Annotated in this window: 15 protein-coding genes; 8 read left to right on the forward strand and 7 right to left on the reverse strand. The window is 64.6% G+C overall.

What is annotated here, in order from left to right; genetic code table 11:
- Positions 1–261: 261 nt before the first annotated feature.
- The gene (locus CYD53_RS10765; RefSeq protein ID WP_181011806.1) at positions 262–1,524 is read left to right on the forward strand and encodes a patatin-like phospholipase family protein; all 1,263 of its coding nucleotides are present in this window, start codon (positions 262–264) and stop codon (positions 1,522–1,524) included.
- A gap of 220 nt (positions 1,525–1,744) precedes the next feature.
- Here the strand turns inward: CYD53_RS10765 and CYD53_RS10770 are convergent, their stop codons facing one another.
- From CYD53_RS10770 to CYD53_RS10785, 4 genes are all read right to left on the reverse strand, one after another.
- The gene (locus CYD53_RS10770; RefSeq protein WP_103718297.1) at positions 1,745–2,494 is read right to left on the reverse strand and encodes an SDR family oxidoreductase; all 750 of its coding nucleotides are present in this window, start codon (positions 2,492–2,494) and stop codon (positions 1,745–1,747) included.
- Positions 2,495–2,867: 373 nt separating this feature from the next.
- Positions 2,868–3,782, reverse strand: coding sequence for an AraC family transcriptional regulator (locus tag CYD53_RS10775; protein ID WP_103718096.1), 915 nt, complete (start codon positions 3,780–3,782; stop codon positions 2,868–2,870).
- Between the two features lie 293 nt (positions 3,783–4,075).
- Positions 4,076–4,642, reverse strand: coding sequence for a hypothetical protein (locus CYD53_RS10780; RefSeq protein ID WP_103718097.1), 567 nt, complete (start codon positions 4,640–4,642; stop codon positions 4,076–4,078).
- Positions 4,643–4,677: 35 nt separating this feature from the next.
- Positions 4,678–4,977 (reverse strand): hypothetical protein, encoded by a 300-nt coding sequence (locus CYD53_RS10785; protein WP_103718098.1) that lies wholly within the window; start codon positions 4,975–4,977, stop codon positions 4,678–4,680.
- A 155-nt stretch (positions 4,978–5,132) separates the two neighbouring features.
- On the opposite strand from CYD53_RS10785, the gene CYD53_RS10790 reads away from it, so the two are divergent.
- The 4 genes from CYD53_RS10790 (at position 5,133) to CYD53_RS10805 (ending at position 7,485) form a co-directional block, all read left to right on the forward strand.
- Positions 5,133–5,636, forward strand: a complete 504-nt coding sequence (locus tag CYD53_RS10790) for a YciE/YciF ferroxidase family protein (protein WP_103718099.1) — start codon at positions 5,133–5,135, stop codon at positions 5,634–5,636.
- A 32-nt stretch (positions 5,637–5,668) separates the two neighbouring features.
- Positions 5,669–5,890 carry a type 1 glutamine amidotransferase family protein gene (locus CYD53_RS10795; RefSeq protein ID WP_103718100.1) on the forward strand — a complete coding sequence of 74 codons (222 nt, stop codon included), beginning with the start codon at positions 5,669–5,671 and terminating at the stop codon, positions 5,888–5,890.
- A gap of 78 nt (positions 5,891–5,968) precedes the next feature.
- Positions 5,969–6,361, forward strand: coding sequence for a CopG family transcriptional regulator (locus CYD53_RS10800; protein ID WP_245928187.1), 393 nt, complete (start codon positions 5,969–5,971; stop codon positions 6,359–6,361).
- Positions 6,362–6,378: 17 nt separating this feature from the next.
- Positions 6,379–7,485 (forward strand): extracellular catalytic domain type 1 short-chain-length polyhydroxyalkanoate depolymerase, encoded by a 1,107-nt coding sequence (locus CYD53_RS10805; protein ID WP_181011807.1) that lies wholly within the window; start codon positions 6,379–6,381, stop codon positions 7,483–7,485.
- Positions 7,486–7,682: 197 nt separating this feature from the next.
- Here CYD53_RS10805 and CYD53_RS10810 read toward each other — a convergent pair whose 3' ends face one another.
- From CYD53_RS10810 to CYD53_RS10820, 3 genes are all read right to left on the reverse strand, one after another.
- Positions 7,683–8,345, reverse strand: coding sequence for an extensin-like domain-containing protein (locus tag CYD53_RS10810; protein ID WP_181011808.1), 663 nt, complete (start codon positions 8,343–8,345; stop codon positions 7,683–7,685).
- A gap of 145 nt (positions 8,346–8,490) precedes the next feature.
- Positions 8,491–9,474 carry a L,D-transpeptidase gene (locus CYD53_RS10815; RefSeq protein ID WP_103718104.1) on the reverse strand — a complete coding sequence of 328 codons (984 nt, stop codon included), beginning with the start codon at positions 9,472–9,474 and terminating at the stop codon, positions 8,491–8,493.
- A 99-nt stretch (positions 9,475–9,573) separates the two neighbouring features.
- Positions 9,574–10,458: a hypothetical protein gene (locus CYD53_RS10820; RefSeq protein ID WP_103718105.1), complete on the reverse strand. Its 885-nt coding sequence runs from the start codon at positions 10,456–10,458 to the stop codon at positions 9,574–9,576.
- Between the two features lie 485 nt (positions 10,459–10,943).
- Between CYD53_RS10820 and CYD53_RS10825 the strand changes: the two genes are divergently transcribed.
- Genes CYD53_RS10825 through ligD form a run of 3 tightly spaced genes read left to right on the forward strand, consistent with a single transcriptional unit; the run spans position 10,944 to position 14,752 of the window.
- Positions 10,944–11,249: a hypothetical protein gene (locus CYD53_RS10825; protein WP_103718106.1), complete on the forward strand. Its 306-nt coding sequence runs from the start codon at positions 10,944–10,946 to the stop codon at positions 11,247–11,249.
- Entirely contained in the window at positions 11,249–12,163 is a 915-nt protein-coding gene (gene ku, locus CYD53_RS10830; RefSeq protein WP_103718107.1) for a non-homologous end joining protein Ku, read from the forward strand. The genes CYD53_RS10825 and ku overlap by 1 nt, the downstream gene beginning before the upstream one ends.
- Before the next feature lie 18 nt (positions 12,164–12,181).
- Entirely contained in the window at positions 12,182–14,752 is a 2,571-nt protein-coding gene (gene ligD, locus CYD53_RS10835; protein ID WP_103718108.1) for a DNA ligase D, read from the forward strand.
- Positions 14,753–14,853 lie beyond the last annotated feature (101 nt).

Below are 14,853 nucleotides of genomic sequence, written 5' to 3' on the forward strand. Positions count from 1 at the left end.
TTTGAAGCCTCCGCAGGCCGCATAATGCTGGGATAATCGACGCAGCCGAGATGTTGCCCCCCCGGCGAGCGTTACCTTTCACGAGGGACGATCTCGCCGCTGAGAGGGGCCCTCACGCGTCGAATGTCGATTCTCCGTTCCAGAACAGCCGCTGCCGGAAATCGGCGCCACGCCAGAGCGACACGCCGTCTCCTGAAAGCTGCAGCGCTCATGCTGTGCGTTGCGGGATGTGCCGGGCCCGCCAATAGGCCATCGAATGCCGTGCTGACGCATATCGGCGTGCCTGCTGCGCCAAGGACCCCGGCAAAACCCAGTGACACCGCCGTCATCCTCGCCTTTTCCGGAGGCGGGGCACGCTCGGCTGCCTTTGGCTACGGTGTCCTGTCGGCACTGGCCGAGCAGCGCTCTCCGGGCATGGCCACCCGCACGCTCGCAGATGATGTCGCCGTGGTGGCCGGCGTTTCCGGCGGGGGCGTTCTTGCTGCCCATTTCGCGCTCTACGGGCCAACCGGGCTTTCCGGGTTCCGCCGCGATTTTCTCGATCAGGATCCGGAGGCGTCACTGCGGACCTCATACACGCCGGAAAACCTGCTGCGGGCCTATCGCGGCGGCATCAATGATCTATCCGGCTTTGCAGCCTGGCTCGATGACCGTCTCTATCACGGCGCGACCCTGCGCGATGTCGAGCGACGCGGGCGCGCGCGGCTCGTCCTGCACGCGACGGACCTCTATAACCGCGCGCCCTTTTCCTTCGATCGCAAGAGTTTCCTCGCGATCTGCAGCGACTATGACGGCTTCTCCCTGGCCCATGCGGTCGCCGCTTCATCAGCTGTGCCGGTCGCGTTCACGCCCATCGTCATGCGGAACTTCAACGATGCCTGCCCTGTCGCCGGACACAGGACAAGCCCGACACGGCCGGTCGTCGAGGCCTCGCTGTTCGAAAGGCATATCTCGGATTCGCAGGAGCGCTATGCCAGCGCAAGCGACCTGAACTATCTCAAACTGCTCGACGGCGGCCTCGTCGACAACCTCGCGACGAGCAATCTCGCCGGGCTGATGAAACAACCGGCGCCCGAGCCGCTCCAGCCTGCTACGGCGCGGCAACTGCGGCGCGCGATCATCATCGTCGTCGATGCCGCGACGCGGGTCGGCGGCGACATCTCGAACGCCACTGAGGGCCCCATGGCGACCGATACCGTCGTCGCTGCCACTGATGCCATGATCGACAATGCAAGCCGGATGAGTTTCGACGTGCTCGAACAGGAGGCGACACGCTGGCGCGATCGGCTCACGCACTGGCGCTGCAACACGCGCTCACCACAGGCGGGATGCGACAAGTTCGAGGTCAAGGTGGTGCGGTTGTCGCTGGCCGATGTGCAGGAGGCCAATGAGAAGGCGCGCATCATGCAACTTCATTTCAAGCTCAGCCTGAAACCCGGCGAAGTCGATTTCCTTGCCGGTCTCGGCCGGCGGCTCCTGCGGGGCAGCGCCGTGTATCAACGCTTCATCCGCGCGGGGGGTTGAAAGCCATCCGGGGACGGCTGAATCAGGATTCGGCGATGATCACATCGGCGGCTCCGTCATGCGACGGGCTGAAACCGCATCCGCGCGGGAAGGTTACCGCCCATGGTGGCCGCCGCCTCGGCCGATGACATGCCCTGGCGCGATCATCCTGGGCGGTATCGGCCAAGCGGCCGAAGCCCACCGTTCTATGCTCTGTCGGAGCTTCGAACGCAGCCAAACCTCATCCGCGGTGGGCCTCGTAGAGGGCGACCGCATCGGCCCCGGCCGGAAAATGCAGCTGGCCGGACGTATCGTGGATGGCAGCCCAGACAGCCTCGGCGACATCCGTCTCCTTCGTCGTCAGCGCAGGTCTGGCGAAGGCCTCGAAGATGGGTGCCGCGAAACCGGCATAGGCCAGTGGAATCAGGTCCTCGACACGGACGTCGGCGTTCTCGGCGAAACGGGTGGTCGGCGCATATCCCGGCTCCACCAGCTTCACGCGAATATCGAAATGCCCGAGTTCATGGGCGAGCGAGCCGGTGAACCCTTCGATGGCCTGCTTGCTGGCAGTATAGGCCGCCGCCAGCGGCATCGCGGTGAGGGTGACGCTCGACGTCACGTTGACGATGACGCCGGATCGACGCTCGCGCATCTGCGGGATGAGCGCCTGGCACATCGCCATGACGCCGAAGGTGTTGGTGTCGAACACCTTGCGAATATGCGAGAGCGGCGTGGCTTCGAACGCGCCGACGACGCCGATGCCCGCATTGTTGACGAGCGCATCGATCGGGCCGGCGGCCGCGACCATTGCCGCGATGCTCTCCTGGCTTGTCACGTCGAGCGGCAGGATGCGCAGGTTCGGCGAACGCGGCAGGGCATCCGCATCGGGCCGCCGCATGGTGGCGATGACACGCCAATCCCTGGACAGGAAATGACGCGCGGTCTCAAGGCCATAGCCCGATGATGTGCCGGTGATCAGGATCGTCTGCATGGGAACCTCCATCTGTTGCTGATGGGTCCTTGTAAGTCCCGACGAACGGACGATACATAATTAACAATCCAATGTTGTTTTCCAATCGTCCAGATTGACGCTGTCGCGATGGAGGCTCCCCTTGGCTCGGCCGCGGCCGCGAGAAAGGGGAGCGGATGCAGGCGACGCTACCGACAGGACTGGTCTGCCCCTCGATAGAGGCGCAGCTATCCCGAATTTGATCAGGGCGGCCGGGCGCATCCGCCATGGCCCGCATGGGACGCCACGGCATCGACGGGGAGACGGCGCGCTCGATTGGCCAGGCCCAGGGCGCCCGCGACCGTGGCGCGTCCATCCCTGTATCCTGCGACTGGCAGGCCCGACCCGAGCGCCCTCAGGCAGACTCTGCGACAGCGCTGATCCGGGCGAACTTGCCGGGCGGACAGCCCAGCCGCTTGCGGAATGCCGTGCTGAAGGCGCTCGCGGATTCATAGCCGATCTCGTCGGCGATCCTGTCCAGCGTCTTGGCGCTGCGCATCAGCGCGTCTTTGGCGAGCGCCATCCGCCAGCGGGCGAGATATTCGATCGGCCCGCAGCCCAGCACCTCGCCGAAGCGCGCGGCGAAGGCCGAGCGGGACTGCCCGGCAACCTTCGCCAGGGCAGCGACCGTCCACCCGGCCCGGACATCGGCATGCATGGCGCCGAGGGCGCGGGCAAGGGCGGGATCGCGCATCCCCTTGAGAAGGCCAGCCTGGGCATCATCAGCCGCCATGCCGCGCCAGCGAAGGGCTTCGACTAGCAGGACTTCGAGCATACGCTGGAGGATCATCTCCCTGCCGGGTTCGCTACCGGCACATTCTTCCGCGATCAGTTCGATCACCCGGCCCAGCCGCGCCGATCGCGGCTCCGTGGCTGGGATGTGGATCATGCGCGGGAGAAGCGCGAGCAGCAGCGGCGCGTTCACCGATTCGATACGAAAGCTGCCGCCCAGCGATTCGAAATCAGCCTCGCCCTCCTGCTCACCGTGGCGGATGGGCCCGTGCATGGGGTCGCGCAGTTCACAGGCCACGTCTGGATTGCTGCTCAAGGTGAATTCCGGCGTGGCGGGCAGGAGAAGGAACGCACCTTCCTGCAACCGCAACGGCTCTTGCCCCGCGAGACAAATCCAGCATTCGCCCTTCAGAATGATGGTGAAGCCGGGAGCGTCGTGCGCCGCATAGCGAACACCCCAGTGGCCCCGCCCGGTAATGGGCTTGGAGATGGCCGTGCTCGGCCGGAGCAGGGTTATGAGGTCGCTCAGAGGGTCCACGCGGGACGATCCGTAATAAAAACCGGACAATATTGTTATATCGTCTTGGAGCACTCGTCCAGCGCATCGGGGAACCGCGACCTTACCGTGACTGCCGAGAGGGCGTGCCTTTGCCCGCCGAGCGGAAATGGCCTCCAGGGGTTAAGCTGGAGGCCACTTGCCGGCTCGACATCACAAGAGAGGAAATCGGCCCTGGAGCAATGTCGGATCCAGTTGGATCGTTCGATGGCTCCAGCTTTTGTCATGACGCGTTTTCTTCGCGCGAACCGGCATCCGCTTCGCGCGAATACGCTTTAGTCGACCGGGAGCTTGGGCCGGGCCAGGTCGTCCGCCACACGGCTGTTCGGCGCGGCCTTCTCGTCGAAGCGGGTCCAGCCTTCCCCGCGGTATTCGGCTATGCGGGCATCCCGATTGATCGGCGCGGCGCCGTCCATGATCGCCTCCACGGTCGCGCGGTGTTCATCCGGCGCCTTCACGGATACGACGGAGCCGCCGCGACGGACTGTCTCGGCGTAGTAGTGAGCATCGTCCTCGCTGACTCCGGCGCTGATGAAGGAGCCAACCAGGCCGCCGGCTGCCGCACCTGCGACGGCACCGGCTGCTGTGGCGGCAAGCCATCCGGCAGCGACCACGGGACCGATGCCCGGAATGGCCAGCATGCCGATGCCGGCAAGCAGGCCGGCTGCTCCGCCAACGCCGGCGCCGATGCCGGCGCCCTCGGCGGAATTGCTGGTCTTGGCCCGCTCGTCGCGGCCGATGACGCTGATGTCGTCGCGCGCTATGCCGGCGCCTTCGAGGTTCCCGACGACGATGGCGGCGGTCTCGTAGCTATCGTAGGAACGTGTGATCGTGCTGGTCATGTGTCTCTCCTGAGTTGGTGAAGGCGCGGTATCGATCACTGCCCGACGATGTTGCCGCGATAGTCGACGGAGACGGTGACCTTGGCGCTGCCCTTCATGGCCGAGCCCTTCCAGACGCCGTTCTCGTCCTTCTTCAGACCGGTGACGTTCGAATAGCCATTGGCTTCCAGACGGCTCTTGGCCTGCCCTTCGGTGAAACTATTGGCGCCTGGGAGTGGCGCGTTCTTGTCCGCATCAGCCTTCGGAGCTGGAAGCGGAGACGTTGTCGAGGTTTGTGCCAAGGCCCCGAAAGACAAGACTGAAGCGAACACCGTAGTTATAAGAAGATTCTTCATTTTTAAGTCTCCGTATACATGTCGATTTACTGCCGTTCGCCAATTCAAACGTACGGCGGCACGATCTGGTTCCGGAAAGAAATAAGCTCTTGCGATGGAACCCTCGGCTGTCTCTCTCGGTTTGACCTGCGAGGCCCCCCCAACGGAGACAAGCCATGGTCACGACCCCAAAACCACTCGACGAGCTGTTCCACGACATGCTCAAGGACGTCTATTACGCCGAGAAGCAGATCCTGAAGGCGCTGCCTAAAATGGCTAAAGCGGCAAAGGCGCCGGAGCTCAAGAAGGCGTTCGAGACCCACAAGACCGAAACCGAAGGCCAGGTCGAACGCCTGAGCGAGGTCTTCGAGATCATAGGCAAGGCACCGCGCGCCAAGACCTGCGACGCCATTCTGGGCATCCTCGAAGAAGGCAAGGCCGTCATGGAAGACTATGCCGACAGCCCGGCGCTCGATGCCGGCCTGGTCGCTTCAGCCCAGGCGGTCGAGCACTACGAGATGGCGCGCTACGGCACGCTCAAGGCCTGGGCGCTGCAGCTTGGCCACAAGGATGCGGTCCGGCTCCTCGACGAGACCCTCGCGGAGGAGACCAAGACGGACAAGGCGCTCACACAGCTCGGCGGTCCCGCCAATTCGGCAGCTGTCGCAAAAGCGGCCTGAACCCGTTGGGTTCTCCATCTGAGCCCCGGCACGTGTTGCCGGGGCTTCAGGGAGCCGCAATCGATTTCGTCAGGGATGCCTTCGGCCATCTCAAGGCGATCGGCTTCAGCCCTGATGCGAAGCCTTTGCTCGACAAATCCGGCGTCCTGGCTGATGCCGGCATCGTGACTCTCGGGGACAAGGCCGATGCCTTCATGAAGCCCGCCCGCACCCGGCAATGGGCACGTGAACCAGGCGTTCGCTCCCTGGCGTAGGCCGCGCTCGCCCTCCTCTCTTGATATCCGCGTTCAGACATCCATATACCATCCATATGGATGGTATATGGATGCAAGATGAAAACGCCCGATAGCGAAAAGCTGACCCTGAATCTGGGTTTCGTCGACCTTGGCCGTATCGACCTGCTGGTCAGGGACGGCTTTTACTCGAACCGCTCGGATTTCATTCGCACGGCGATCCGTAACCAGCTTTCGACGCATGCCGAAGTCGCGGAGAAAGCCACGACGCGGCTGGCGCTCGAACTTGGACTGCGAACTTTCACCCGGCAGGATCTGGAGGCGGCCGTCGCCGCCGGTGAACGACTCGAGATCCGGGTTCTAGGCCTGGCGATCATCGCCAACGACGTCTCTGCGAAGCTTGCAAGAGATGCCATCGCCTCCCTGACGGTTCTCGGCGCGCTGCATGCTGCTCCCGAGATCAAGGCCGCTCTGGCCGACCGCCTGACATGACACCAAGGACATTCTCCATGAACCCACGTTTTCACGCCGCTATCGGCGAAGCCATGCACCGTCTGCGAACGGCCGATGTTGCGGGTGCAACGGCTGCAGTGCAACGCGCGCTCTCCGGTGAGGCCCCGCCCATGCGGCGACGCGCCGAGGACGGCAAGGCAAATACGGTCGGGTTCAACGCGCCTCTCCCGCGCCGGCTTGGTGAGGTCCTGCGAATGCTCCGCAGCGAGCGGGGTCAGTTCGGGCAAGCCGCAGGGGAGACCAAGCGCGCTCCCGACGCCTCGGAGGATAACGAGCGCTTTTGCCAGCGCAGCTTTCAAGCTGCGGCGGGATCGGTGACGTACAAGCTCTACATGCCCGCGGACCATGCCGAGCGGGAGCTGGCGCTGGTCATGATGCTGCATGGCTGCACGCAGGACCCCGACGATTTTGCGCGAGGAACGCGGATGAACGCGCTGGCCGACGAATTCGGCCTGATCGTCGCCTATCCCCACCAACCGCGATCAGCCAATGCGCAAGGCTGTTGGCATTGGTTCGATACACGTCATCAGAAGCGTGGTTCGGGCGAGCCCGCGGTGCTGGCGGGTCTGGCTCTGGACGTGGCCACGGACTTCAAGATCGATCGAAAGCGAATTTTCGTTGCAGGCCTGTCCGCAGGCGCAGCCATGGCGGATGTGCTGTCTGCGACCTATCCTGACGTCTTTTCCGCGGTGGGCATCCATTCCGGCTTGCCGCATGGGGCAGCCTCCGACGTCATGTCGGCATTCGCTGCCATGAAGGGCGCCTCCAAAGGGGGCTCCCAGACGCACGAAGCGGATGGCAGAAAGATCATCTTCCACGGCGACGCCGATGTCACGGTCAACCCGTCAAATGGCAAGATGGTGTTCGACCGCGCGCGGTCTCGCCACGGCAAGCTGCCGGAGGTCTCGACCGATGGCATGGTCAACGGCAGGCGCGTCACCCGGATGGTGCACGGCCCGGCAACCGGTCCCGCGACCGCCGAATATTGGATCGTTCATGGCAGTGGCCACGCTTGGTCGGGCGGCGACGACAGGGGAAGTTTCGCCGATGCAGCAGGCCCTGATGCCTCGCGTGAGATGATCCGATTTTTCCTCCAAAGCTGAGGAGAGCCTGGGGAAAGCGAAGGGCGGGCGGAGCGCTTCCCAAGCGCTGATCCGAACCGATGTCGCATATTGCGAGGGGCGGAGGCTGCACTCCAGCCCAAGCATCGCCCTCGGCATCGGCCCTGCCGCGCGCGCCGCCCTGCGTTATCCAATCCTCACAGACCGAGGCGGCGAGCAACCTGCTCGGACGCGCCCGCTTATTCGACTGTCCACTGGCACATCCGAAAGTCGCGCGAGCGCTTTCGCATGTCGAGGTGGAGGTGGTCCTTATGGGCGCTGTCGGATCCCGGCCCGAGCACGGTCGTAAACCTTGCGCATGCGCTCTTGCTGATCGCGCCGCGCATCGACAGCGTCGCCGCGTCGCGGCCGGCCAGCGGGATGATACGCCCGTCCTGCATTTTCAACGCGCTGACATCCAGCGCGTTGCCGCTGGCATGCTCGCTGATCGGAGCGCCCGCGACACCGTTGCGCGGACGGCAGGCATGTCCGCTGACACCGGCCAGAGCGGCGAGCTTGGCGTTCTCGCCTGCGACGATCGCCGAGAGGTCGTCGCGAATCCATCCCTGGACCTCGAGCGCAAACGAGCAGCGGACCGTGATCGCGCTGTCCAGTTCGACCTTGGAACCGTCCGGCCTGTCGATACGCTCGAACGTGACCGGATCGTCAATACCGCAGTCGGCTGTGCTGCTGGCTGATGCCAAGGGGAGTGCAACGCCCCCGCGCTCCTTGAACGTCCCGACACAGGCTGATGGGCCCGGTGGTGTCTCCGGCATCTGCGCCTGCGAAGGAATGGAGGCGGCCTTCGCCGCAGGATCAGGCACGAGCTCGGCCGGGCGCCGCGGCGGCAGCGGCATGATCATCAAGCTTTGCGTCGGGCGCGCTGGTCGCTTCACCCCAACGGCACGGTCAGGCGCTGCCGGCGCAGACAAGGCCGGTACAAGACACATGAGCAATGCCGCCGAGGTTGCGACGGCTTGCCAATACGGGCTGGGGACGCGCACGCGCTCAGTCCACGAAGCGCACCGCCACGCCCGGCTTCACCAGATCGGCGAGTTGCTCCGCATCCCAGTTCGTCAGCCTCACACAGCCATGCGACGTCGTCTTGCTGACCTGCGAGGGTTCGGGGGTGCCGTGGATTCCGAAAGTCGGCTTGGACAGCGCAATCCAGATCGTGCCGACCGGGCCGTTGGGGCCGGGTGGGAGCACGAGAGTCTCGGTGTTCTTGCCCTGCTGGAAGTTCTTTTCGGGGTCGTAGGTGTAGTTTGGATTCCGTGCCACCCTCTCGACCGTGTATTCGCCCGTAGGAGACGGGGTGTTCTCGCTGCCGATGGTGGCCGGATAACTCGCCAGAACCGTGTCATCCGCGGCGAAGACGACAACCATTCCGGTGCTCTTGACCGCGTCGATCCGCCAGGCGCTGCCCTTCTCGAGCGAGCGTTCGGCCGAGACCACGAAGAGCGCCGCGCCTGCCGCTGTGAAATCCGCTCCGGGATTGAGTGCCCTCAGAAGCTTCTCGCTCATGTGGAAGCGCTCTCCAAGCATCTCCTCGGGGCTGGTGTAGGAGAGGCGCTTCATCTTGGCCTGCTTGGCATAGTCGCGCGGTATAGCGTCGGCGAAGTCGTATGCTGTGTCCTTTTCCGAGAGCTTGTATTCGGACACGACATCGTTGGCGCTGTCACCATCAAGGCCGAGCCAGGTGAGTTCATCCATCTCATCGCCGCCGCCAAGGTTCGCATGACGCCGGAACTGCGCGACGGCCTTGCGAAAGTTCTCACCGTCGCCACCGTCGATGACACCTGGCGATATGCTGCGACGACTGAGCAGCACCTGGGCCTTGACGATAAACGGATCCGGTCCGGCCCCCGACTGGCGCTGCCGGTCGGCGAAGGTCACCTGGTTGATCTGCTCGGCAGTGAGTGCGAGAGCCGAGTTTGTTCTGAGCCCCACAACCACCGCCAGCATCGCCATGCACAGATTAGCGGTTTTCATGGAAGCCCCTTGAGCGAAGGATCTCTATCAATCTGAAACGCGCGCGGACGGGGAAAGCGCCGAGCAAGGCTTGCGAAAGCCTCGCCCGGCGGGATCCGTTCAACGCCGGCCGAACAAGGCGCTGAGGTCCATTTCCTCGTCGCGATGCTTTCCGCCGAGCTGGGCAGCCAGCCAGGCCGCGGCAGCGCCGAGCATCAACACGGCCGCAGTCAGGAAGGCCGTGATGACCGCCGTCTTGCGGGCGCGCTCGGCGGCCTGCTTGGCGGTTTCCTTGGCCTGTTCGAGCTTGGCGAAGGCATCGTCGACGCGCTTCTGGGCCTCGGGCTGCGGGATATTCATCCGCGCAGCGACACGAGCGGCAATGTAGTCGCGATCCGCCTGTTCGAGCTTTCCGGAGCTCAGCCCCGTCATGAGGATGCGCGAGGCCTCCTCCCGCTCGCCTGCGGTCGGGGGCGTCGTTCCCGTGGATCTCATGACCGAATCCAGTGCCGAGCCCAGCGGGTCGGCCTGTTGGCTGATCAAGGCGGCGGCTCCCCCGGACGCCGCGGCTGCGCCAGTGACGGCAGTCTTGGCTGCGCCCAGGAGCGACGAGCCTGTGATCATCGTGACCAGCAGCGCCCCGGCAGCCCAGACGACCAAGCCATGCGCGCCGTCCCGGACATGGCGCTCGTGGTCGCTGGCGTCGCTGGCCGGGCGACGCATGCGGCCGGCGAGATAGCCGCCGGCATAACATGCCGACACCGTGATCCAGATGGCCCAGAGGCCGCCGGCAATGGTGAGGGCAATCAAGCTGGAGGAGCGCGCCGTATCGGCCGAGACCATCGACAGGCCCAGAGCCGAGCCGAAAGCGGCCATCACCGTGGTGATCGCGGCCGAAAGCACCGCGCCACCGAGAATGGCGCTCCATTCGAGATAAGAGCCGTCAGCGCCGCTCTTGGCGGTGGCTGGCGAGACGACGACGACGTCCGTTGTGTCCATCGACATGATGCCGCCCCTTATCGCAAGCCGAGGAACGAAAGGATGGCCAACACGACCACGACAAGCCCGACGAGATAGATGATACCGTCCATGATGCCCTCCCGTTGCATCGTCACGCATGTGACGTCTCTAGAACGAGATCGGTGGTGACATGGTTCCACCAGGAACCGAGATGAATGGAACCCTCCGGAAGATCGGGACGTTGATCAGACACGAAGCGGGAGGCTCGATCATGGGACGCGGCATATTACTTTGGATGTTGGGGGTTCCCCTACCGATCATTATTCTCCTGGCCTTGTTTCGATAGGCGCGCGACAGCGCGATCTTACCGGGACGCCCGAGCACGCAACCTGACGGATCTTGGTTTTTCTGGCGCCATTGGCGGCGGAAACATTGGCATAGCAGAGCAGCAATGGTTCGCCTTCAGCACTTGCCTGGGAACAGCCCGGCGCGGGGAACGTTGAAAGGGTGGCCTCTTTGGGAGTGGCGTCATGCATCTGACGGCGAAGGACAGGTTGATCGCGGCTCTGGTTGCGCAGCTCCGCGCCGAACGCGAGACGCGCGATGCGCTCGCCTTCGTCATCGCCAACGGCCAGCTCGATGGCGATGTGCTCACCGCCATCCTGACCGACCCGGTTCCGGTGTTCACGCAGGACGATCTCAATCGCGCCGATGCTCTGTCCCGGCAGGATCTGTCTGGGCAGGACCTGTCCGGGAAGGCTCTTTCCCGGCAGAATCTGTCGCGGAAGAAGGCGCCTCGCCGTGGCGGCCAACCAGCGCAGCGGGAGGCGGCATAATGGCTCCGCGCCCCGCCTGGAAGGGCTATCTCAAGCTTTCGCTGGTGTCCTGCGCCGTCGAACTGACCGGTGCGACGGACCATAGCGAGAAGGTTTCCTTCCGCATCCTGAACCGCAAGACCGGCAACACCGTCCGGCGGCAATATGTCGACAGCGTCACCGGCAAGCCGGTGCCCGACGAGGATGAGGTCAAGGGCTACGAGATCGGCGACGATGAGTATCTGCTGGTCGAGGAGGATGAGATCGATGCGGTTCAGATCGAATCCTCGCACACCCTGGCGATCGAGCATTTCGTCGACCGCAACGATATCCCGCAGATCTATTTCGACACGCCCTATTACGTCACCCCGTCGGACAACGCGTCGGAGGAAGCCTTCGCGGTGATCCGCGAGGCGATGGCGCGGCAAGACAAGGCAGGGATCGCGCGCATCGTGCTGTATCGCCGCGAGCGTCCGGTGATGATCGAACCCTTCGACAAGGGTCTGCTGCTGACGACGCTGCGCTACGACAAGACGGTGCGCAAGCCCGACGAGGTCTTTGCCGGCCTCGCAAAGCCCAAATTGGATCCGGAGCTGATCGAGCTGGCGACCCACATCATCGACAAGAAGCAGGCGGCGTTCGACCCCTCCCATTTCGAGGATGGATATGAGGCGGCGCTGCTGGAGCTGATCCAGGCCAAGCGGAAGGGCAAGAAGCCGCCGGTGGTGCAGGCGACCGAGCGCCCGGCCAATGTCGTCAACCTGTTCGACGCGCTCAAGAAGAGCCTTGCCGGGGACAGCGGAGTCGAGATTCCCGCATCGAAGTCTCCGGCATCAAAGACTCGGGCATCAAAGACCCCGGCAGCGGAGAAAGCGGCCGCCGTAAAATCCGCCGCAAAACCCCGCAAGGCCGTCAAAACCCGCAAGAGCGCCTGATCGGCGGAGGCCCGGACCATGGCCAGTCTCGAGCTTTATCGTGCCAAGCGGAATTTTTCGCGCACCGGCGAGCCGAAAGGCGCGGCAGCGCGAAACAAGGCGGCGAGCCGGGGCGGTGCCTTCGTCATTCACAAACATGCGGCGCGCCGCCTGCATTACGACCTCAGGCTCGAACATGACGGCGTGCTCTGGTCCTGGGCCGTGACGCGCGGGCCCAGTCTCGATCCCGACGACAAGCGCCTCGCCGTGCATGTCGAGGACCACCCGATCGAATATGGCGCCTTCGAGGGAACCATACCCGAGGGCCAATATGGCGCCGGCTCGGTCATTATCTGGGATGAAGGCCAGTGGCTTCCCGAGGGCGACCCTGCCTTGGGCATGAGCAAGGGCCATCTCGCCTTCACGCTGGAAGGGCATAAGCTCGCCGGCCAATGGCATCTGGTCCGGCTGAAACCCCGGCGCGGCGAAAAGCGCGACAACTGGCTCCTGATCAAGGTCAGGGACGAATTCGCCAGGGATGACGAAGACATCCTGGAAATCGCGCCGCTTTCGGTGAAATCCGGGCGAAGCATCGAGGAGATCGGCGCGGACGGCACGAAGCTCTGGCCGACGACGAAGCGGCCCGGAGCCGGCACCCGCAAGGTGGCGGACACGAAACGGCGCACGGTCAAGGGCACGGCCGAAGCCGACGCGGCGCTTCCGTCGTTCGTCGCGCCCTGCCTTGCGACCCTGCAGGACAAGCCCCCCGTTGGGGAGAACTGGCTGCACGAAGTCAAGTTCGACGGTTACCGGCTGCAGGCGCGGATCGACGCCGGGAAGGTGAGATTGTCGACCCGCTCGGGGCTCGACTGGACGGGGCGCTTCGGCGCAGCCCTTGTGGACGCTCTCGCGAAGCTGCCTTGCGAAACCGCATTGATCGACGGTGAGGTCGTGGCCCTGGGCGAGGCCGGCATTTCGTCTTTCTCGGCGCTGCAGGAGGCGCTCGCCGAAGGACGCACCGGCGCTCTCGTCTTCTTCGCCTTCGACCTGCTGCATCTCGACGGCGAGGATCTGCGGGCCGAGCCGCTGCTGGCGCGCAAGGAGCAGCTCGAAGCCCTGCTCCAGGCCGCCGCGCCCGATGGCCCGCTACGCTACAGCGAGCATTTCGTCGAGCCCGGCCAGACCATGTTGCGCCATGCCTGCCGCATGGGGCTGGAGGGCGTCGTCTCCAAGCGGGTCGACGCGCCCTATCGCAGCGGCCGCGGGCGCGACTGGATCAAATCGAAATGCACCCAGCGCCAGGAATTCGTCATCGCCGGCTATGTGCCCTCGAAGGGCTCGGGCCGTGAGCTCGGCTCGCTCGTGCTCGGCTATCACGCCGATGGCGCGCTGCAGCCGGCTGGACGCGTGGGGACCGGCTTCACCCGCAGATCCGCCGCCGCCCTCAAGCGAAAGCTCGATGGGATAAGGACTGAAGACCCGCCCTTCGCGGGAACTGCCGGGCGTGACCGCGAGGTAATCTGGGTCGAGCCCGAACTCGTCGCCGAAATCGAGTTTCGCGCCTGGACCGCCTCGAAAACCCTGCGGCATGCGTCTTTCCTCGGCCTGCGCGAGGACAAACCCGCCACCGAGGTCGTCGCGGAAACGCCGGTTTCGCCCAAAGCGACCTCCAAAGCTCCGGTCTCGAAGGCCGCGGCCTCGAAGGCCAAGGCCGTGTCGGCAAAGCCCATCGCCGCCAAGCCTGGGGCGGCGCCGGTCCGAGCCCGGACCGAGGTCAGGCTCAGCAACCCCGACAAGCCGCTCTGGCCCGATATCGGGCTCACCAAGCAGGGCCTCCTCGATTATTACGCGACCGTCTGGCCATTGATGCGGCCCTTTGTCATCGACCGGCCTCTCAGCCTGCTGCGCGCTCCCAACGGCATCGCCGGCCCCGCCTTCTTCCAGAAGCATGCCGGCCCCGGCCTGAACAAGGCGGTCGCGACACGCAAGGACACGGATGGCGAGGAGCTTTTGTATATCCGCGATTTTGACGGGCTGGCCGCGCTGGTCCAGCTCGGCACGGTCGAAATCCATGTCTGGGGCGCGATGATCGACACGATCGAAACCCCCGACCAGGTGATCTTCGATCTCGATCCCGATGAAGGCGTGCCGCTCGAGCGTGTGCGCGAGGCGGCGCTCAGCATCCGCGAACGACTCGGCGAGCTGGGGTTCACCAGCTTCCTGAAGACCTCCGGAGGCAAGGGCTTCCATGTCGTCATTCCCCTGAAGCCCAAGGCCGACTGGACCCAGGTCAAGGGTTTCGCCCGTGATTTCGCCAAGGCGATGGAGCAGGCGGACCCCAAGCGCTACACCGCGACCCTGTCGAAGAAGGCCCGCAAGGGACGGATCTTCATCGATTACCTGCGCAATGCGCGCGGAGCCACCGCGATCGCGCCCTATTCGACGCGCGCCCGCCCAGGCGCTCCGGTGGCCATGCCGATCGGCTGGGAGGCGCTCGCCAGCAGCGAGCCGAACGGCGCGAGGGCAGCCGATATCGCCGCCGAGCAAGCTTTGAGCGACACGGCCTGGAGCGGATTCTGGCAACCCGCGCGTGGGCTCAAGCGCGCCTAGGGCAATCTCACGCGACCGGAACGCCGGCTTGCGTGAATACAACGCTTTTAAAACAACGCGTTAGAGACGATTCCTACCAAATTGAATCGGAAGCTTCTCGA

This window comes from Allobosea psychrotolerans, from assembly GCF_002917105.1.
Taxonomy (GTDB): domain Bacteria; phylum Pseudomonadota; class Alphaproteobacteria; order Rhizobiales; family Beijerinckiaceae; genus Allobosea; species Allobosea psychrotolerans.